The following is an 18,579-nucleotide window of genomic DNA, read 5'->3' as shown; positions in this document are numbered from 1 at the left end:
GTCAGGCGCGGCGGCGGAAGACGGGCTTGACCGGGCGGCCGGCGAGCCACGGGGTGGGGTCGCCGGCGTCGAGGGCCTTGCGGTAGACGGCGCAGGCCTGGGCGACGACGTCGACGGTGTGGTCGATGTCGCCGTCGGTGAGGGCGCTGCTGACGACGAAGGACGGGGCCAGGACGCCGCCGGTCAGCAGGTGGCGGAGGAAGAGCGTGCGGTACTCCTGCGAGGGCTGCCCGAGGTCGTCGAGGGTGGCGAAGACCAGGTTGCTGGGGCGGCCGCGGACGACGAGGTGGTCGGCGACGCCCGCGGCGGCGGCGGCCTCGCGGACGCCGGCGGCCAGGCGGGTGCCGAGGGCGTGGAGGCGGGCGGTGACGCCCTCCTCGGTATAGGTGGTCTGGACGGCCATGGCGGCGGCGAGGGAGTGGGTCTCCGCGCCGTGCGTGGTGGACAGCAGGAAGACCCGGTCGGCGGAGTGCCGGAGGCCGCCCAGCTCCATGAGGTCGCGGCGGCCGGCGAGGGCGGAGACGGCGAAGCCGTTGCCCAGGGCCTTGCCGAAGGTGGAGAGGTCGGGGGTGACGCCGTAGAGGCCCTGGGCGCCCGCCTCGGACCACCGGAAACCGGTGATCATCTCGTCGAAGACGAGGACGCAGCCGTGGCGGTCGGCCAGGTCGCGGAGGCCGGCCAGGTAGCCGGCCGGGGGCTCGGTGTGGGTGGCGGGTTCGAGGATGAGGCAGGCGATCTCGCCCGGGTGCCGGTCGAGGAGCTCCTCCGTGGCGGCCAGGTCCCCGTACGGGAAGGTCACGGTGAGGCCGTCGGTCGCCGACGGGATGCCGGCGGACATCGGGGTGGTGCCGATGAACCAGTCGTCCGTGGAGAAGAACGGGTGGTCGGCGCAGAGGGCGACGCGGGTGCGGCCGGTGGCGGCGCGGGCGAGGCGGACCGCGGCGGTGGTGGCGTCGGAGCCGTTCTTCGCGAACTTCACCATCTCGGCGGTGGGCACCGTGGCCAGGAAGCGTTCGGCTGCCTCGACCTCCAGGATGGAGGGCCGGACGAAGTTGGCGCCGCGGTCGAGTTCCCGGCGCACCGCCTCGGTCACCCGCGGGTGGGCGTGGCCGAGGCTGACGGACCGCAGTCCGGAGCCGTACTCGACGTAGCGGTTGCCGTCGACGTCCCACACGTGGGCGCCCTGGCCGTGGCTGATGACCGGGGCCAGGTGCTCGGGGTACTGGTCGTCGCCCTTGGCGTAGGTGTGCGCGCCTCCGGGGATCAGGGCGTGGAGCCGCTCGTTGGCCCTCCGCGACCGGGGGAGGGGGAGTTCTTCGGTCGTCACTTCGGTGCCTTCGCTCTGAGCGGTTCCCGTGGTGTCTTCGGTGTGCACGCCTGCATCAACTCCCGTTCCGCTTCAGGGCGTCGGCGAGGCTCGGGGCCTTGAGGTCCCGCTGGGACATCGACGTGGCGGGCAGGGGCCAGGGGATGGCGAGTTCGGGGTCGTCGAAGGCGATGGTCACGTCCTCGGACGGGTCGTGCGGGCGGTCGATGCGGTACGAGACGTCCGTGGTCTCGGTGAGCGCCTGGAAGCCGTGGGCGCAGCCCGCCGGGATGTAGAGGGTCACCTGGGTGTCGTCGGACAGCTCGAAGTGGGCCTGGTTGAGGTAGGTCGGCGAGTCCGGGCGCAGGTCCACGACGACGTCGAAGATCTTCCCGTACGAGCAGCGCACCAGCTTGGCCTCGCCGGCGCCGGAGCGCAGGTGGAGGCCGCGGAGGACGCCCCGGACGGAGCGGGACAGGCTGTCCTGGACGAAGGCGTCCGGGTTGAGGCCCACCGAGCGGACCACGTCGGCGTCGAAGGTGCGGCAGAAGAAGCCGCGTTCGTCGGCGTACGGGGTCGGCTCGAAGAGGTACGCGCCGGCGATGGCCTGGACTTCGGTCGCTTTCATGGAGCCTTCCGCGAGGTGGGGACGTGGTGGGTGGGGGCGGCCGCCGGGAACAGGGCCGCCGTCAGGGTGGTGAAGAAGCGGCCGAGTTGCCGGTCGGCGGCCTCGTTCCGCTCGGCGAGGGTCCGCCGCAGCTCGGCCGCGTGCTTCTCCAGCGCGCGGAACTGTTCGAGCAGGCGGTCGGCGTCGACCTCGCGCGCCGGGTGGCAGTACGCGTCCAGGCCCATCTCGGCCATGAGGGCGTCGCTCTTCGCCGCGTAGCTGACGGCGAGGGTCGGCGTGCCGGCCTTCAGCGCGCAGACCAGGTTGTGGTACCGGGTCGCCACGACGGTGTCGGCGGCCGCCGCCTCCTTCATCAGGTCGGCGAGCGAGGCCGCGTCGGACGCGGTGACCAGCGGTGAGTCCACCGCGGCGAGGATCTTCCCGACCACCGTCGCGTCGCACGCGTCGCCGGTGAGGAGCCGGACCGGGCGGCCCTCGTCGGCCAGCGCGCGGACGAAGCGGGTGGTGCCGTCGACGTAGCGCCGGTGGATCTCCTCGGCCCCGGCCCGGTCGTCGTTGCCGCCGTGGAAGTCCATGACGCCGACGCAGACCGCTCCCGACGGGCCGGGGGACGGCGGCGTCGGCAGGGCGAACGCGAGGTCCGGGTGGACCTCGTCGCGCGCCGTGTCGACGCCCATCGCGCGCATCGCGTCACGGGACAGGGCGTCGCGGTACGACCGGTAGGCGGCGAGCCGCGCCGACCAGCGGACCAGGGCCCGGGTCGGCCGGTCGCTGATCGCGCCGGCGCCGACGCCGACCAGCGCGACCCGGGTGCCGGACAGCCTGCCGGCCGCGCAGAGCAGGAACAGGGAGTACGGGAAGCCCCAGGGCCGGAGCGGCAGCGTGGCCTCCAGGACGCCCATGCCGGGGACGATCACCACGTCGTGCCGGCGGACCCAGGCGGCGGTGCGGGCGACGTCGACGAGCTTGCCCAGGCCCTTCGACACGATCGCGCCGGCGCGCGACGCCGTCCGGTACTCCCCGCGGTTCCAGTGCAGCCGTGTCGCGGGGATCCCGTACCGGGCGGTGACGACCTCGGGGCCGCCGCACAGCGCGTCCACGACCGCGTCCGGGTGTTCGGCGGCGAGGTAGCCGAGGACGGCCTCCAGCGATCCGTCGTTGCCGAGGTTGCCCGAGCCGAGCAGGCCGAACAGGCCGACCCGCACGGGGGCTTCGCGGGTGGGCGTCACGTCCGCCTCCCCTCGCGGCCGGCGACGAGGTCGTCGACGGAGACGGCGAACCGGCTCGGGTCGACCGGGGCGCGGTCCTCGACGCGCTCGCCGGCGCCCGGCCGGGCCCGGCTGGTCATCCAGGCGGCCAGGTGGCGGTAGCAGGCGCGCCGGTCGGCGGCGGACAGCGGAGCCCGTCGGATCGCCGAGACGAAGCCGAGGACGTACTCGGCGAGGAGCCGGGGCGTGGGGTGCAGCGGGCCCGCCCGGCGGGGGTCCAGGTTGACGCAGCGGGAGCGCTTGGAGGGGTTGGCCCGCTCGGCGCGGGTGGGGTGGTCGCGGCGGAAGTACAGCAGTTCCGGCACCTGGTGGAAGGGCCCGTTGAGGCCGATCTCGGCGACGAACGTGCGGTCCGCGTGGTGGTAGCTGTCGTGCGGCCGCACCCGGCGCAGCACGTCGGCCCGCATCACCCCGTAGAAGTCGTCGCCGCCGGGCTCGAACAGCATGCTGCGGAACCGCTCCGGCGCGTGCGGGGAGGCGGTGGCGAGCCCGTACTCGTACGGGACCTTCACCCGGCCGTCCTCGTCGATGACCGCCTGGTCGGCGTGGGCGAGGATCACGTCCGGCCGCTCGTCCAGCGCCTCCACGCAGCGGCGCAGCAGGTCACGGGCGTACAGGTCGTCGTGCGAGGCCCACTTGAACAGCTCGCCGTGGCACTGGGTGAACACGTAGTTGTGGTTCGGCGCGGCGCCGATGTTCCGGGGCAGCCGGATGTACCGGATGCGGGAGTCGAGCGCGGCGTACTTGCGGCAGATCTCCTGGGTCCCGTCGGTCGAGGCGTTGTCGGAGACGACCAGCTCGAAGTCCTCGTAGGTCTGGCCGAGCAGGGCGTCGAACGATTCGGCGAGGTACTCCTCGCCGTTGTACACGGGCAGGCCGATGCTCAACCGGGGATGGGCGGTCATGACGTCCTCACTTCGGGGTTCGGTTCTTGGTGGTGCTCCCGCAGGGCGGAGCGCAGCTGCAGCCACCACACGGCCGAGCTGCCGACGGTCGCGGCGGCGACGCCCCAGGCCGAGCCGGCCGTGCCGGCGGCGACGGCCCCGCCGAGCCCGCCGGCGACGTAGCAGGCGGAGGCGAACATCTGGCAGCGCAGACTGCGCCGGGCCGCGCCGAGCGCGCGCAGCCCGGACGCCGCGCCGGTGCCGAGGCTGGCACCGGCGACGCCGAGGGTGGCCGGCACGATGAGCTGCGAGGCGGAGTGCCAGACCCCGCCGAGCACGAGCTCGCCGAGCCGGTCCGGCACGAGCAGCAGCGCCGCGCCCCAGAGCAGCGCGGCGGCGGCCTGCCCGCCGCCGAGGAGGAGGCAGAACCTGCCGAGCCGGTCGGGGGCCCGCCGCAGGACCCGGGCCGCCTCCGCGACGGTGACCAGCGACAGGCCCATGAGCACGGCGAGGAACGGCCCGAGCAGCAGCTCGGCGCCTCGGATCGTGCCCACCGCGCCGACCCCGACGATCGCGCCGAGCCCGTACGCCCGCAGCTGGCTCGCGCCGCTGAGGCCGACGTTCTCGACGAGGTACCGGTAGCCGAGGTCGCGCTGTTCGCGGAGCCACCCGCGCGCTCCGGCCACCCGGGGTCGGAGGCCGGACTGGAAGCAGCCGTGGACCGCGGCCACGGCGGCGGACGCGCCCCAGGCGAGCACGAAGGCGGCCACGCTGCCCACGTGGGCCGCCACCACCATGGCCGGGACGAGCACGACGCCCCACACGACGTCGTTGACGAACGCCTTCCGCCCGTCGCCGGCGGCGAAGAACGCGAACCGCCAGGCGTCCTGCAGCAGCAGCGCGGGCAGCACGACGCCGAGGACGGCGAACGCGGACCCGACGCCGCCGCCGAGGACCAGGCCGAACACGGCGCACACCGCGCCGAGGACGGCCCCGACGCCCAGCGCGGTCCCCGACGAGCGGGCCGCCGCCCCGCGCCAGGACGCCTCCGGCACGCCGCTGAAGCGCACCACCAGCGGGTCGGTGGCGAGCCCGCGGGAGACGTTGAGCACCACGCCGTAGGTCACCCACGCCAGGCTGAACGCGCCGAACGCGGCCGGCCCCAGCGAGCGGGCCACGTAGATGCCCACCGCGAAGTTGGTCATGCTGGAGGCCGCCTGGTCGGCGAGCCCCCAGGACAGCCGGCCGACCATGGCCCGCTTGGCGGTCCGCCCGGCCGGTTCGGCCGGGGCCTCCGGTGCCGCCGCCTGCTTCCCCTCGGTGGTCATCTTCCTCATGCCTTGATCAGTCCGGCGCCGTGCAGGGCGTCCGCCGCCGCGGCGACGGTGTCGAACGGCAGCCCGGACCGCTCGGCGACGTCGAGCAGACCGTGCTCGCCGTCGGAGAGGCTGAGCACCCAGAGCATGGCCATCTGGGCCTGCTTGGTGTCACTGCGGCCGCCGAGCGCGTCGTACAACCCGCGCCGGCCCAACTGCGGTTCGCCGTACGGGCTGAGGTTGACGTACCGCCGGTTGCGGTCGAGGACGCCGAACGCCTCGCGGCAGACGGCGAGCGTGTCCGCCAGCGCCTCCGGGGAGACGAAGTCCGGGTTGTCCGCCGAGGTGTGGTACTCGGGGTAGCCCGCGTACGGGGTCCGGCTGAGCGAGCCCACGCCGAGATCGAAGCCGGGCGAGCAGTACTGCCGCTCGTCGTAGCCGTACGGCGTGAACTCGTCGACCCGGTGCGGGCGTTCGGACGCGGCGAGCACGTACCGCATCACCCGGTCGATCTCCGCGTCACCGCGCCTGCTCTGCTTGTACGTCAGGTCGCCCGGGTCGCCCGCGCAGGCCAGCACGAGACCGTGCTTGACCTGCTCGATCCGCTCCGCGTTCCGGGCCAGCCAGGTGATCGCCCCGATGGTGCCGGGCGCGAAGACGAAGCGGTACGTGTAGTACGGCGTCCGCTCCGCCAGCGCTTGGGCCAGGAACACCGCCACCGCCACGCCCGCCATGTTGTCGTTGGCCAGCGCCGGGTGGCAGACGTGGCAGGACACGATCACCTCGTCGGTGACCTGCCCGGGAACCACGTGCTCGGCGTAGGTGAGGTGGCCGTCGGCGAGCGTGGAGTCGACGTGCACCTCGTAGTCGCCGTCCGGCAGCGCGTCCAGGGTGTCCTGGGCCAGGCAGAACCCCCAGTCCGGCTTGTAGTAGCTGGTGCGGTACGGCACCCAGGACGGCTGGTCGGGCAGGGTGTGCAGGTGTCCGCGCAGCTCGGCGAGCGGCATGGTCGCCGACACCGGCACGCTGTAGCCGAGCACGTGCAGGCTGGACGCGGCGAAGTCGACGACCCGGTTGCCGGCGGAGTCCGCGACGTACGCGTCGCGGATGTTCCACTCCTGCGGCACCGTCCAGTCGAGCACCTGCGTTCCGGTCGGCACCTCGTGCACCTGCAGCGGGATGTACTCGTCGACGATCTCCAGGGTGGCGCGCACCCCGTCGCCGGTGATGCTCCGGCACAGCGGGTAGAGCCGCTCCACCAGCCGGTGCATCCGTTCGCCGAGCTCGGTCACCGGCTCCGCCGCAGGGTGTCGTCGACGGTGCCGGCCTCGGACGCCGCGCGCAGCACGGCGAGCCGGGTGAAGCGCCGCTCGAAGTCCTCGCCGGTGAGCCCGTACTCCCGGTAGGCGTCGGCGAGTTCGTGCGCGCCCCGCTCGACCGTCCACGCGCAGTCGAAGCCGGGGATCGCGGCGCGGAACCGGGAGAAGTCCACCCGGTACGACCGCGGGTCGGCGCCGTTCTCGCCGGTGATCCGCACCTTCGAGCCGGACACCGCTTCGGCGACCTGCTCGGCGATCTCGGCGACCGTGACGTTGTTGACCTCGCTGCCGATGTTGAACGCCCGGTCGTGCACGGCCTCGCGGGGCGCGGTCAGCGCGGCCGCGAAGGCCTGGGCGATGTCGGCGGCGTGCACGAGCGGCCGCCAGGGGGTGCCGTCGGAGAGGACGAGGACCTCGCCGGACAGCAGGGCGTGGCCCACCAGGTTGTTCAGCACGATGTCGGCGCGCAGCCGGGGGGAGTAGCCGAACGCGGTGGCGTTGCGCATGTACACCGGGCTGAAGTCGCCGTCGGCCAGCGCGTGCAGGTCGTCCTCCACCCGCACCTTGGACTCCGCGTACGGGGTCACCGGGCGCAGCGGGGCGTCCTCGGCGACCAGGTCGTCGCCGCCCGCGGCGCCGTAGACCGAGCACGTCGACGCGTACAGGAAGCGTCCCACTCCGGCGTCGCGGGCCAGCTGGGCGAGCCGTACGGAGGCGTGGTGGTTGATGTCGTAGGTGAGCTGCGGTGCCAGCGATCCCAGCGGGTCGTTGGACAGCGCGGCCAGGTGGATCACGGCGTCCACCCCGGCCACGTGCTCGGCCGTGACGTCGCGCAGGTCGACCCGGTGCCCCTGCGGGTCCGCGGGTTCCGGGCCGAGGACGCAGTCGGCGAACAGGCCGGAGTCGAGGCCGACGACCTCGTGTCCGGCGGCCGTGAGGACGGGGGCCATCACGGTGCCCAGGTAGCCCTGGTGTCCGGTGAGCAGTACGCGCAAGGTTCATTCCCCCAGGTCGAGAGTGAGTTTGGTGACGGCGAAGGCCTCGGCGTAGCGCGCGTGGCATTCGATGCCGCGAATCCGCGCGAGGCCGAGGAAGGCCTCGCGGTCGTACCAGGGACGGTGCCGCTGCGAGGCGTAGTGCTCCTGCAGCAGCCGCACCTTCTGTTCGGCGGTCTCCGGCGAGAGCGGTTGGTACGCGGTGGGCCGGCCGAGGTCGCCGTCCCACTTGACGATCTCGTAGCCGAGCACGAGGTGGTCGCGGAACGAGGTGGGGATCAGCTTCGCCAGGCCGCGGTGGTCCTGGTGCGCGTCCTCGGTGCGCGGGGCCAGGACGAGGTCGGGCTCGGTCCGCCCGCGGAGTTCCTCGACGGCGGTCTTGGCCTCCTCCCAGTGCGCCGGCAGCCGGCCGTCCGGCAGCTTGAGCACGGTCAGCCGCAGGTCGGCGCCCGGACAGAAGGCGGCGAGCGCGGCCCGCTCCTCGTCCTCGCGCTCGCCGCCGCCGCCCGAGAGCACCAGCGCGTCGACCCGGAGGCCGGGCCGCGCACGGCACAGCGTGAGCAGCGTGCCGCCCGCGCCGATGGCGATGTCGTCGCAGTGGGCGCCCACCGCGACGATCCGGTCCAGGGAGCCGGCCCCGAGCCGGATCACGCGCGCGCCCCGGTGCTCGCCGCCGCGCCGTCCCGCTCCCACACGGCCCACGGGCGGTCGCCCACGGCGTAGGCGGCGTCGAGCGCGGCCCGCTCCTTCACGGTGTCGGTCGGCTTCCAGAAGCCGCGGTGCTGGTGCGCCACCAGTCGGCCTTCCTTGGCGAGGCCGGCGCAGCCGTCGGCGACCAGGTCGCCGTTCTCCGGTATGTGGTCGAAGACCTCCTGGCGGAGGACGAAGTAGCCGCCGTTCTCCCACAGCGGCAGGTCGCTCACCGCGGTGATGCCCCCGACCAGGCCGTCCTCGCCCAACTCCACGCAGTGGAAAGAGGACTGCGGCGGCACCACCATCATCGACGCGCCGGCGTCGCGCGCGGAGAACCGGTCGATCATCTCGTCCAGCGGGGCGTCGGTGAGCACGTCGGCGTAGTTGGCGAGGAACATCTCGTCGCCGTCCAGGTGGTGGCGCACCCGCCGCAGCCGTTCGCCGATCGGCGACTCCATGCCGGTCTGCGCGAACGTGATCGTCCAGTCCGATATGTCGGTGGACAGCAGCTCGGTCTTCCCGCCGCGGAGCACGAAGTCGTTGGACGTCGTCTCCTTGTAGTCGAGGAAGAAGTTCTTGATGTGGTCCGCGCCGTAGCCGAGGCACAGGATGAACTCCCGGTGCCCGAAGTGCGCGTAGTAGCGCATGACGTGCCAGATCAGCGGGCGCGGGCCGACCATCGCCATCGGCTTGGGCACGTCGTCGGAGGCTCCGTTGCGCATGCGCATGCCGTAGCCGCCGCAGAACAGGACGACCTTCATGACGTCACCTCGACAATGCTGAGTTCCGGGATGGGGAAGACGAGCCGGCCGCCCCACTCGTGCACGAAGGACAGCTGCTCGGTCAGCTCGGCCCGCAGGTTCCACGGGAGGACGAGGACGTAGTCCGGCTTGTCCTCGGCGATCCGCTCGGGCGGCAGGATCGGGATGCGGGTGCCGGGGGTGAACCTGCCGTGCTTGTACGGGTTCCGGTCGACCGTGTACGCGAGCAGGTCGGGCCGGATGCCGCAGTGGTTGAGCAGGGTGTTGCCCTTGCCCGGGGCGCCGTAGCCGACGACGGTCTCGCCGCGCTCGGCCGCCTCGATGAGGAACCGCAGCAGGTCCCGGCGCACCTTGGCCACCCGGGCGGAGAACTCGGCGTACCCGGACAGCTCCTGCAGCCCGGCGGCCTTCTCCCGGTCGAGGACCTCGGCGACGCGCGCGGACGGCTCGCCGGCCACCTCGGCGGGGCGGGCCCACAGCCGGATGGAGCCGCCGTGCGTGGGCAGCAACTCGACGTCCACGAGGGTCAGTCCGCCGCTCGCGAGGGCCCGGATCGCGGACGCGACCGTGTAGTACTGGAAGTGCTCGTGGTAGATCGTGTCGTACTGGTTCTCCTCGATGAGGGTCAGCAGGTGCTGCACCTCGATGGAGACCCAGCCGTCGTCGGCGACCAGGGCGCGCAGCCCCTGGGTGAACCCGACGACGTCGGGGATGTGCGCGTACACGTTGTTCGCCACGACCAGGTTCGCCGGGCCGTTCTCCGCGCGGACGGCCGCACCGGTCTCCGGGCTCAGGAACTCCGTGAGCGTGGGCACGCCCGCGTCCCGCGCCGTCGCGCCGACGTTCACCGACGGCTCGATGCCGAGGCAGCGGATCCCCCGGTCCACCACGTGCCGCAGCAGGTACCCGTCGTTGCTCGCGACCTCCACCACGAAGGCGTCGGCGCCGAGACCGAGGCGCTCCACGGCACCGTCGACGAAGGTGCGCGCGTGCTCCACCCAGGACGTCGAGAACGAGGAGAAGTACGCGTACTCCTTGAACGTCTCCTCCGGCGTGATCAGCGGAGGGATCTGCGCCAGCCAGCAGTCGGTGCAGACCCGCAGGTGCAGCGGGTACGCGGGTTCCGGCCGGTCCAGTTCGTCCGCGGCGAGAAAGCTCTCGCACGGTGGCGTCGCCCCGAGATCGACGACGCTCGCCAGCGTCGCCGAGCCGCAGAGTCGGCATCGTGTCATTTACTGCCCCCCATTGATTCCGACCGCACCGCGATCGCGGTGCGGTACTCCTCCACCAGGCGCTCCAGCCCGACGGCCGGGCTGAAGTCCTGCTCGTAGCGGCGCCGGGCCGCCTCGCCCATCTCCCGGTTGCCGGCCGGCTCCGCCGTGATCCGGCGCAGGCAGGACGCGAGCGAGGCGGCCTCGCCCGGCCGGTGCAGCAGCCCGGTCACCCCGTCCTCGACGAGTTCGACGAAGGCGCCGTGACCGGCGGCGACGGCCGGGACCCCCGCGGCCATCGCTTCCGCGACCACCAGGCCGAACGTCTCCAGGGACATCGACGGGGCCACCACGGCGACCGACCGCGCGACGGCCTCCCGGCACTGGGCCGGGTCGTACAGGCCGACGTACCGGACGTCGTCCCGGCCCGCCGCCCACGCGGTCACGTCCCGCTCCAGCGGCCCCGCGCCGGCGAGCACCAGCGGCACGCCCACACCGCCGCCGGCCGCGATCTCGTCCCACGCGGCCATGAGCAGCCGGACGCCCTTGGTCTCCGCGAGCCGGCCGAGGAAGAGCAGGTGCTCGCCGTCGCCGGCCCGTACCGTGCCCGGGTCGGGCACGAAGTTGTGCTTCACGACCAGCCGCTCGGGCGGCATGCCGGACCGGACGAGGATGTCGCGCTGCGCCGAGGAGATGCAGAAGAACCGCTCCACGCCGGACCACCACCGCCGCCGGTTGACCGACAGGCTGACCGCGAGCGGAACCGTCGCGAGGCGCGAGTCCCGGTAGCAGCCGTGCCGGACGGCGGGCAGCGACGTCGGCGAGCCGACGCAGTCGGTGCACGGCCGGCCGTTCCGGTGCAGGGTGCCCGGCGGGCAGATCTGGGTGTAGTTGTGCAGCGTGGCGACGACGGGCACGCCGACGTCGGCGCACGCGGCGAGCACCGCGGGCGACAGGAGCGGGAACACGTTGTGGACGTGCACCACGTCCGGCCGGTCGGCGCGGAGCCGGGCGGCGAGTTCGGTGCGGACCGCCGGGTTCCACGGTACGAGCAGCGGCACCGCGGCCTTGGAGAGGAGGGAGCGGGCGGCGATGGTGTCGCTGCGCCGCTCGAACAGCTCGACGCGGTGGCCGGCCGCGCGCAGCAGCCCCACCTCTTCGTCGACGACTCGGTTCTCCCCGCTCGGCTGCGCCGAGGAGTAGCGGTTGTGCACTACGAGGACATGCATGCTCAGGTCACCTCCGGGCCCATCTCGGGATTCGTCGTTGCGGAACTTCGGCCGCCGGTACGGGCGTCGTGGGCATCGCGGGCGTCGCCGGGGCGGGTACCACGAGCAGCGAGGCGGCCAGGGTCAGGTGGAGCAGATAGGCGGAGGCGTCGCCGAGGCCGACCTCGGTGTACGACGAGATCGCGCAGTAGCTGATCAGGTAGATCGCGCAGGCCCTCGACAGCGACGGCGGCCGGAGCAGCGCGACGCCGCCGAGCACGATGAGCATCGCGGCCACGATGGTGACGCCGACCAGGCCCTGCTCGTGGTAGACGGCCAGCCAGCTGTTGTCGATCGGCAGCCCGCCGAACGACTTGTCGCCGAGCCCCGTGCCGAGCAGCTTCTCGCCGGTCGTCCGGGGCGCGTCCAGCAGGGCGTCCCAGACCTTGGCGCGGCCGGTGAGGTTGGCGAAGTTCTCCTGGCTCTGCCCGCGCAGGAACCACGCCTGCAGCGCCGAGCTGAACACCACCGCGGCCACCGTGGCGCACAGCACCGCCCAGGCGAAGAAGCGGCGGGCGGCGGCGCTGGTCAGCACGAGCGAGCCGATGGCCAGGACGAGGCCGATGAGCATGCCGAGCGTGGCCGTCCGGGTGTGGGTCATCGCGAGCAGGACGAGGGCCGGCACGATGACCACCGCAGCGTTGGCCCCGGTGGTCCTGCGGCCGAGCACGAGCAGCACGGTGAGCCCGATGATCACCGCGGCGTACTGGCCGATCTGCGGCGGGGTGAGCGGCCACAGCGCGCCGACGAGCCGTCCGCCGTAGTACTCGGGCATGGCGGTGCCCGGTGAGGCGACCAGCCCGGCGGCCACGAGCACGAGCACCGCGAAGTACAGCCGGATGTGGTGGCGGACGAACGTCAGGCCGCCGTCCCACCAGCGGCTGAGCAGCCACAGCGTGGCGACGAAGAGGGCCAGCCTGGCGCAGCGGAACAGCGCGCCGAACCCGGTCTCCAGGTGCACGCTGGAGATCACGCTCACCGCCACGAGGAGGCTGAGCAGGAACACGAACGCGCTGGGCCGGACGCGCAGCCGCAGGTTGACGAGGAGCGCCAGCGCGAACGCGGCGACCAGCGCGCCCATGGTGGCCATCTGGATGAGGGAGCGGGGCAGCGTGACGATGGTCTTCGCCCCGGCGGAGCCCAGCGTGTTGAGGACGAGGAGTCCCCAGACCGTCGCGACGAGCTTCGACGTGTGGTCGGTGGTCATCTCAACCCCCGTCCCGTGCGCGGAGGGTGCTGCCGGCGTCCTGCCGGTACGGCGCGCCCTGCCACTGCCGGAAGCCGAGGACCCGGCCCGCGTCGTGCGCGACGAACCTCCACGGCCCGACGTAGACGTTGTCGTACCAGCGGTTGTGCTGCTCGCCGGTGATCGCCCGGGCCACCCGGTCGCCCAGGTACGGCGACCAGTCGGGAGACGTGCCCTCGTTGGACAGCACCGCCATCCGGTCGCACAGCTCCTCGCAGCCGACGACGGACTTGTCGAGGGCGAAGCGGTTGCCGTGGACGTCGACGCGCTGGGTCTTCCACCGGCAGTCGGCGTAGAGCGGTGCGGTGGCGATCGCGGGCCGCGCGCAGCGCTTCGTGTCCTTCACCAGCAGCGTGCAGTATCCGGTGGAGGTGTTGGCCGGGCTGTTGCAGAACCGGTCGGCGTTCTCCCACAGGGTGATCCCGGACCAGTTGTCCTCCAGCACGTTCCGGTGGATCTCGATCCGGTCCGTGCGGGCCGGGACCCGCGGCTCGCCGCCGGCCTCGGACACGTAGACCGTGCCGTACGGGAAGTCGTCGCCGTCGGCGGCGGCCGCGCGGCCCTCGACCCAGTTGTTCCGCCGGATCGTGTTGTTCCTGATCACCGCGTTGTAGCTGGTCTCGTAGATGAGGGCGGCACCGTCGTTGGCCTCCAGGACGTTGTCCTCGACGCGGAAGTCGTTGTTGTTGTTGTCCGCCCACAGCCCGGCCCCGCGGTTGTCGTGCACCCAGTTGCCGCGGATGTCGGCGCCGTCGACGGCCCAGAACTTCATGCCCCCGCTGCAGCCGCAGCCCGGCTGCCGCCGCTCCCAGTCGTCGGTGTTGTTGCCCGTGATCTCGTTGCCCTCGACCACGAGGCCCTTGATGGAGTCGCCGGCCTTGTACGCGTTCATCGCGTACTGCCCGTTGCCGCGCAGGCAGCTGGCGCGGACCCGCTGGCGGGCACCGGCCATCAGCCCGGCGCCGGAGTTGTCCTGGATCGTCGCGTGCTCGATCACCCACCCGTCGGCCGAGTCGTGGTTGACGACGCCCTCGTCCTGCGGCGCGACGAAACCCTGCACGGTCAGATGGCTCAGGGTGACGTCACGGGCCGTGCCGCCGAACGCGTACTGGTTGGTCCGCCCGCCGTCGAGGACCGCGCCCGGCGCGCCGAGGTAGCGGTTCCCCTCCTTCGGCAGGACCTGGTCGTACGGCCCCGGTTCGAGCCGGTGCCTGCCCGGCCGCAGCCAGAACGTGGTGCGCGGGGGACTGCTCTCGGTCTTGGCGGCCAGGTCGCCGACCACCGACGGGTCGACCGTCACCGCGCCCGCCGGCGCCGTCGCCGGCCCGGCCGCGCGCGCCGCGCACACCCGGGCCACCGACGCGGACGGCGCGGCGGTCGGTGCGGCGGTCGGCGCCGGCCGCGCGTCGGGCGTGCCCGGCGTGCCGCCCTCGCAGCCGGTCGCCGCGAGAAGCGCCAGCGCGAGCGCTGCCGCAGGCGGCACCCGGTGCCGCCACTTGATCCCCAAGCCTTCCCCCACTAGCCGCGGAACCCGAGCACGGTCGTGAAACCCTGCGCGCCGTCGGTGAATCCGGTGCCGACCAGCGTGGTGGCGGGCTCCTTGCGCCCGAAGCCGGCGGAGTACCAGCCCAGCGGCGGTTCGCTCTCGCCGCGATGGGCCCGCCAGGACAGCTCCCCGGGCAGGTCGAGCACCGCGGAGCGGTCCTCGCCGTCCCGGGTCCAGGTGAGCACCGCCCGGCTGCCCACCAGGTCCGCGGTGATCGCCGGGCCGAGGTGGAACGCCAGCGACACGGCCCGGCGCGGGCCTTCGACCTCGTCGACGACGGTCAGTTCGCCGCTCTCGGCCGTCAGCTCCACCGTGCGGCGGTGCACGGAGGGCTGGTAGCCGTCGTGCTCGGCGGACCAGCGGGCCGTTCCGCCGGAGGTGCCGGACGCGTCCGCGACCAGGACACGGCTGCGGGCGTGCCGGGTCCACAGGAACGGGCCGCCGGAGACGGACTGGTCGGCGTCGTCCAGGGACAGGGTGTTGTGGCCGAGGGTCGACCGGAAGTACCGCCGCCACTCGGGCTGACCGTGGTAGCAGAAGGTCCCCGGGTCGGCGAGCACGTCGACCCCGTCGTGCCGGACCTCCACGGACAGCGCGTCCGCGTGGGCGTGCGCGGCGATGGACAGGAACCCGTGCGGACCGGCGTCGCAGCGGCACCAGATGCCCTCGGGGCCGCGCAGGATGGTCATGCCCGCGTCGGCGAAGTGGTCCGGCCGGCTCGCCGGGCGGGACACGGCGGGCGCGCCTCCGACCTCGGCGTACGGCCGCAGGAGCGCGGCGAGCAGCGGCGTGCGCACATCGGTGCCGGTCACCGCGGGCCACCAGGGGAGCCGGCCGAACACGGCGTCCCCGGTGGCGAGCAGCGAGCCCCACCGCTCGGTGCCGGCGCCGTCCACGATCAGACCGTGCCCGTCGTCCGCGTCGCCCTGGCGCGGCGGCCGCAGCCGGTCGTCCACGACGGCGGCGAGCGCGTCGGTCATCCGCAGCAGCACCAGCCGGACCGTCGCGGGCACCGGCACGCCGGCGGCGTCCGCCTCGGCCACCGCGGCCAGGCCGAGTTCGAGGACCAGACCGTGGTACTCGGTGGCCAGCTCGCGGTTGAGGCCGGAGAGGAAGGTGTTGGCGCGCAGATGCCGGTCGAGCGACCGCATCGCGTCGGCCCGCCAGCGCGCCGACGACGGGAACCAGCCGAACGCGCAGGCCGCGGCGAACTGCCCGGCGGCCTCCGCGATGACGTGGTTGTTCGCCGAGGACCCCCGGCTGGGGAACGCGGCCAGCCAGCGCTGGTGGTGCCAGATCTGCCGGCGCGCCGCCGGGTTGTCCTCGAAGAGACCGGCCGCGCCCGGCCAGCCGTCGAGCAGCCGGCGCACCCACACCCAGGACAGCAGCCGGATGCCCAGCTCGATGCCGCTGGTCCAGTGCACCCCGCGCAGCGGCGTGTTGGCCGCCCACCACGACCGCAGGTGCTCGGCCACGCGCTCCGCGTACCGCTCGTCCCCGGTGACCGCGTAGGCGGCGGCGAGCACGGTGAGGTACTGGTGCCGGGACGGCTCCCAGATCTGCTTGATGTCGCCGACCGCCTCCTCGTCCCGGTACGGCACGTCGAAGGCGTAGCCCCACGGGGCCCGGCGCCCCGTCTTCGGGTCGTGGCACCAGTCCGGGTCGACCATGTCGTCCCGCTCCACCCCGAAGAACTCGGCGTGCCCGGCCATCAACCGGTCCGCCTCGGCGACGAGCCGCTTCACGGCGTCCGAAGGCACCGCGTCGATCGCCCCCGCGGGCAGCACCGCCGTGAACCGGGCGCCGGTCACGGTCGGGCACTCCGGCAGCGCCGACCGCCACCGCCGTCTGCGCACCGCGTCGGACACCCGGCCGCCGACCTCCCGCGGCCCCATCCGGGACAGCCGCCGCAGGTACCAGCCCGCGCTCATCGTCATCGCGCCCCCGCCAGCGTCACCGGCACACCGGCGGCCAGACCGGCCTGTACGGCGAGGGTGGCCGCCGTGGTGGCGACCAGCGACTCCAGCGGCACCGGCATCGGCCCGCCGGTCCGCACGGCCCTGACGAACGAGGCCAGCTCGGCCTCCTGGCCCTTGTCGCGGGCCTTCGGCAGCCGCGAGCTGACCCACCGCTTGGGGCCGTACACCGACGCGCGCACGAAGTCGTCGAACCGCAGCACCTTGCCGTCGGCGACCAGGTCCAGCGTCTCCTTGGGGAAGCCGGGGGCGCCGGTCGTGACGTAGCTGATGGTGGCGGTGGACCCGTCCGGGTAGCGCAGGAGGACCTGCAGGTCCTCGTTGCCGGGCGTGGCGACCGCGTACACGGAGACCGGGTCGGCCCCGAGCAGCCAGCTCGCCGTGTCGACGAAGTGCCCGCCCTCGCCGGCGAACCGCGAGCCCTCGGTGCCCTGCTGGAGGTACCAGCTGCCGTGCTGCAGCGAGCCGGCGTTGACCAGGTAGCGGAGGTTCGCCGGACCGGTCCGGGCGCCGAAGCGCTTCTTCGCCTCCTGGAGCAGCGGCGAGAACCGGCGGTTGAAGCCCACCTGGAGCCGGTCGTTGCCCGACTTCTCCACCGCCGCGAGCACGCCCGCCAGCTCGTCCTCGGTGAGCGCCAGCGGCTTCTCCACGAACACGGCCTTGCCGGCGAGCAGCGCCCGCTGGGTCAGTTCGGCGTGCGAGCTGTGCCGGGTGACCACGAACACCGCGTCGATGGAAGGGTCGTCGAGCACGGAGTCCAGGTCGGTGGTCGCCTCGGCGAAGCCGAACTTCCGCTGCGCGTTGGCCGCGGACAGCGCCGTCGTGGTGACCACCTTCGACAGCTCGACGCCCTCGCGCTGCGCCAGGTGCGGCAGCAGCATCGACGTCGCGTAGTTCCCGGCGCCGACGAACGCCAGCCGCACCGGCGTGCCGGCCGGGCGGGCCGCGGCGGTGGTGCCGACGGCGGGCCGCTTCACCGCGGGCACGGCCACCTCCGGCGCCTCCGCCTCCGCCGCGCCCTCGGGCGCGGGGTAGCGGAACAGCACGGCCACGGCCTTCAGGTCGCCGTCCTTCAGCGACCGGTACGTCTCGACGGCGTCCTCGAAGTCGGCGACGTGGGACACCAGCGGCTCCACGTCGACGCTGCCGCGCGCGACGAGGTCGAGGAAGCACGCCAGGTTGCGGCGCTCGGTCCAGCGCACGTAGCCGATCGGGTAGTCCCGCCCCTCCAGCTCGTACTCCGGGTCGTAGCGCCCGGGGCCGTACGAGCGGGAGAACCGGACGTCGAGCTCCTTCTCGTAGTACGCGTTCCACGGCAGGTCCAGGCGGCACTTGCCGATGTCGACGACCCGGCCCCGGTCCCGGCTCATCCGGGCGGCCAGCTCGACCGGCTGGTTGCTGCCGCCGCCGGCGGCCAGGTACACCTGGTCCACGCCGTGGCCGCCGGTGAGTTCGGCGACGGCGGTCTCCACGGCCGCCGAGCCGGGATCGGCGCAGGCCGTGGCGCCCAGGCGCTCGGCGAGCTCGCAGCGCGCCGGATCGGGGTCGACGCCGATGACGCGGACGCCCGCGGCGGCGAGGAGCTGCACCACCAGCTGCCCGATCAGCCCCAGGCCGATGACCAGCGCCGACTCGCCGAGCTGCGGCTCGCCCTGGCGGACGCCCTGCAGCGCGATCGACCCGACCGTGCCGAAGGCCGCGTGCCGCGGGGCCAGGCCGTCCGGCACGGGCGTGTAGAGGTTCTTCGGCACCCAGTTCAGCTCGGCGTGCAGCGCGTGCTCGTTGCCGGCGCAGGCCACGAGGTCGCCGACGGACACGTCGTCGATCCCGGCGCCGACCTGCTCGACCACACCGCACAGGGAGTAGCCCAGCGGCGTGTAGGAGTCCAGCTTGCCCATCACCTTGCGGTAGGTCGCGGGCACCCCGTTGGTGGCCACGCTCTGCATGACCTTGGCCACCTGGTCCGGGCGGGAGCGGGCCTTGCCGAGCATCGACATGCCGGCCTCGGACACCTTCATGAGCTCGGTCCCGGTGGAGATCAGCGAGTAGGCGGTGCGGACCAGCACACCGCCCGGCTTGCATCCGGGCACCGGCACGTCGAGCACCGTCAGTTCGCCGCTCTTGTAGTTCTGTACGACCTGTTTCACCGAAGTCCTCTTGCT

15 protein-coding genes are annotated in these 18,579 nt (G+C 73.4%); all 15 read right to left on the bottom strand.

What is annotated here, in order from left to right:
• Window position 1: 1 nt before the first annotated feature.
• From ACFCY7_RS18645 to ACFCY7_RS18575, 15 genes are read right to left on the bottom strand one after another with little or no spacing between them, the layout of a single operon-like run.
• Window positions 2-1,327, bottom strand: a complete 1,326-nt coding sequence (locus ACFCY7_RS18645) for a glutamate-1-semialdehyde 2,1-aminomutase (protein ID WP_376486260.1) — start codon at window positions 1,325-1,327, stop codon at window positions 2-4.
• A 55-nt stretch (window positions 1,328-1,382) separates the two neighbouring features.
• Window positions 1,383-1,934, bottom strand: a complete 552-nt coding sequence (rfbC, locus tag ACFCY7_RS18640) for a dTDP-4-dehydrorhamnose 3,5-epimerase (protein ID WP_376486257.1) — start codon at window positions 1,932-1,934, stop codon at window positions 1,383-1,385.
• Window positions 1,931-3,163 (bottom strand): polysaccharide pyruvyl transferase family protein, encoded by a 1,233-nt coding sequence (locus ACFCY7_RS18635; RefSeq protein WP_376486256.1) that lies wholly within the window; start codon window positions 3,161-3,163, stop codon window positions 1,931-1,933. Before ACFCY7_RS18635 ends, rfbC begins: the two co-directional genes overlap by 4 nt.
• Window positions 3,160-4,107: a glycosyltransferase family 2 protein gene (locus tag ACFCY7_RS18630; protein WP_376486254.1), complete on the bottom strand. Its 948-nt coding sequence runs from the start codon at window positions 4,105-4,107 to the stop codon at window positions 3,160-3,162. The genes ACFCY7_RS18635 and ACFCY7_RS18630 overlap by 4 nt, the downstream gene beginning before the upstream one ends.
• Window positions 4,104-5,423 carry a hypothetical protein gene (locus tag ACFCY7_RS18625; protein WP_376486252.1) on the bottom strand — a complete coding sequence of 440 codons (1,320 nt, stop codon included), beginning with the start codon at window positions 5,421-5,423 and terminating at the stop codon, window positions 4,104-4,106. Before ACFCY7_RS18625 ends, ACFCY7_RS18630 begins: the two co-directional genes overlap by 4 nt.
• Window positions 5,420-6,673: a DUF4910 domain-containing protein gene (locus ACFCY7_RS18620; protein ID WP_376486300.1), complete on the bottom strand. Its 1,254-nt coding sequence runs from the start codon at window positions 6,671-6,673 to the stop codon at window positions 5,420-5,422. Before ACFCY7_RS18620 ends, ACFCY7_RS18625 begins: the two co-directional genes overlap by 4 nt.
• 17 nt (window positions 6,674-6,690) lie before the next feature.
• Entirely contained in the window at window positions 6,691-7,716 is a 1,026-nt protein-coding gene (locus ACFCY7_RS18615) for an NAD-dependent epimerase/dehydratase family protein (RefSeq protein WP_376486250.1), read from the bottom strand.
• A 3-nt stretch (window positions 7,717-7,719) separates the two neighbouring features.
• A complete protein-coding gene (locus ACFCY7_RS18610) occupies window positions 7,720-8,367 on the bottom strand; it encodes a PIG-L deacetylase family protein (RefSeq protein ID WP_376486247.1) in 648 nt (215 codons plus the stop codon).
• Window positions 8,364-9,170: a glucose-1-phosphate cytidylyltransferase gene (locus ACFCY7_RS18605; protein WP_376486244.1), complete on the bottom strand. Its 807-nt coding sequence runs from the start codon at window positions 9,168-9,170 to the stop codon at window positions 8,364-8,366. Before ACFCY7_RS18605 ends, ACFCY7_RS18610 begins: the two co-directional genes overlap by 4 nt.
• Window positions 9,167-10,402: a class I SAM-dependent methyltransferase gene (locus ACFCY7_RS18600; protein WP_376486242.1), complete on the bottom strand. Its 1,236-nt coding sequence runs from the start codon at window positions 10,400-10,402 to the stop codon at window positions 9,167-9,169. Before ACFCY7_RS18600 ends, ACFCY7_RS18605 begins: the two co-directional genes overlap by 4 nt.
• A complete protein-coding gene (locus ACFCY7_RS18595; RefSeq protein WP_376486239.1) occupies window positions 10,399-11,610 on the bottom strand; it encodes a glycosyltransferase in 1,212 nt (403 codons plus the stop codon). Before ACFCY7_RS18595 ends, ACFCY7_RS18600 begins: the two co-directional genes overlap by 4 nt.
• 7 nt (window positions 11,611-11,617) lie before the next feature.
• Window positions 11,618-12,856 (bottom strand): O-antigen ligase domain-containing protein, encoded by a 1,239-nt coding sequence (locus ACFCY7_RS18590; RefSeq protein WP_376486236.1) that lies wholly within the window; start codon window positions 12,854-12,856, stop codon window positions 11,618-11,620.
• A gap of 1 nt (window position 12,857) precedes the next feature.
• Complete coding sequence (locus ACFCY7_RS18585) at window positions 12,858-14,402, bottom strand: right-handed parallel beta-helix repeat-containing protein (protein ID WP_376486234.1); 1,545 nt, start codon at window positions 14,400-14,402, stop codon at window positions 12,858-12,860.
• A gap of 11 nt (window positions 14,403-14,413) precedes the next feature.
• The gene (locus tag ACFCY7_RS18580; RefSeq protein WP_376486233.1) at window positions 14,414-16,378 is read right to left on the bottom strand and encodes an alginate lyase family protein; all 1,965 of its coding nucleotides are present in this window, start codon (window positions 16,376-16,378) and stop codon (window positions 14,414-14,416) included.
• A complete protein-coding gene (locus ACFCY7_RS18575) occupies window positions 16,375-18,564 on the bottom strand; it encodes a bi-domain-containing oxidoreductase (RefSeq protein ID WP_376486231.1) in 2,190 nt (729 codons plus the stop codon). The genes ACFCY7_RS18580 and ACFCY7_RS18575 overlap by 4 nt, the downstream gene beginning before the upstream one ends.
• Window positions 18,565-18,579 lie beyond the last annotated feature (15 nt).

Source organism: Streptomyces sp. NPDC056361, from assembly GCF_042262805.1.
Taxonomy (GTDB): domain Bacteria; phylum Actinomycetota; class Actinomycetes; order Streptomycetales; family Streptomycetaceae; genus Streptomyces.
Note: the sequence above shows the minus strand (reverse complement) of the source record. Positions and strands in the feature narration are given on the sequence as shown.

Excerpts from the sequence above, each read along its gene's own strand:
- ACFCY7_RS18630 (WP_376486254.1), bottom strand. The coding sequence starts at position 4,107 with ATGACCGCCCATCCCCGGTTGAGCATCGGCCTGCCCGTGTACAACGGC.
- ACFCY7_RS18595 (WP_376486239.1), bottom strand. The coding sequence starts at position 11,610 with ATGCATGTCCTCGTAGTGCACAACCGCTACTCCTCGGCGCAGCCGAGC.
- ACFCY7_RS18625 (WP_376486252.1), bottom strand. The coding sequence starts at position 5,423 with ATGAGGAAGATGACCACCGAGGGGAAGCAGGCGGCGGCACCGGAGGCC.
- ACFCY7_RS18605 (WP_376486244.1), bottom strand. The coding sequence starts at position 9,170 with ATGAAGGTCGTCCTGTTCTGCGGCGGCTACGGCATGCGCATGCGCAAC.
- ACFCY7_RS18580 (WP_376486233.1), bottom strand. The coding sequence starts at position 16,378 with ATGACGATGAGCGCGGGCTGGTACCTGCGGCGGCTGTCCCGGATGGGG.
- ACFCY7_RS18600 (WP_376486242.1), bottom strand. The coding sequence starts at position 10,402 with ATGACACGATGCCGACTCTGCGGCTCGGCGACGCTGGCGAGCGTCGTC.
- rfbC (WP_376486257.1), bottom strand. The coding sequence starts at position 1,934 with ATGAAAGCGACCGAAGTCCAGGCCATCGCCGGCGCGTACCTCTTCGAG.
- ACFCY7_RS18620 (WP_376486300.1), bottom strand. The coding sequence starts at position 6,673 with ATGCACCGGCTGGTGGAGCGGCTCTACCCGCTGTGCCGGAGCATCACC.
- ACFCY7_RS18590 (WP_376486236.1), bottom strand. The coding sequence starts at position 12,856 with ATGACCACCGACCACACGTCGAAGCTCGTCGCGACGGTCTGGGGACTC.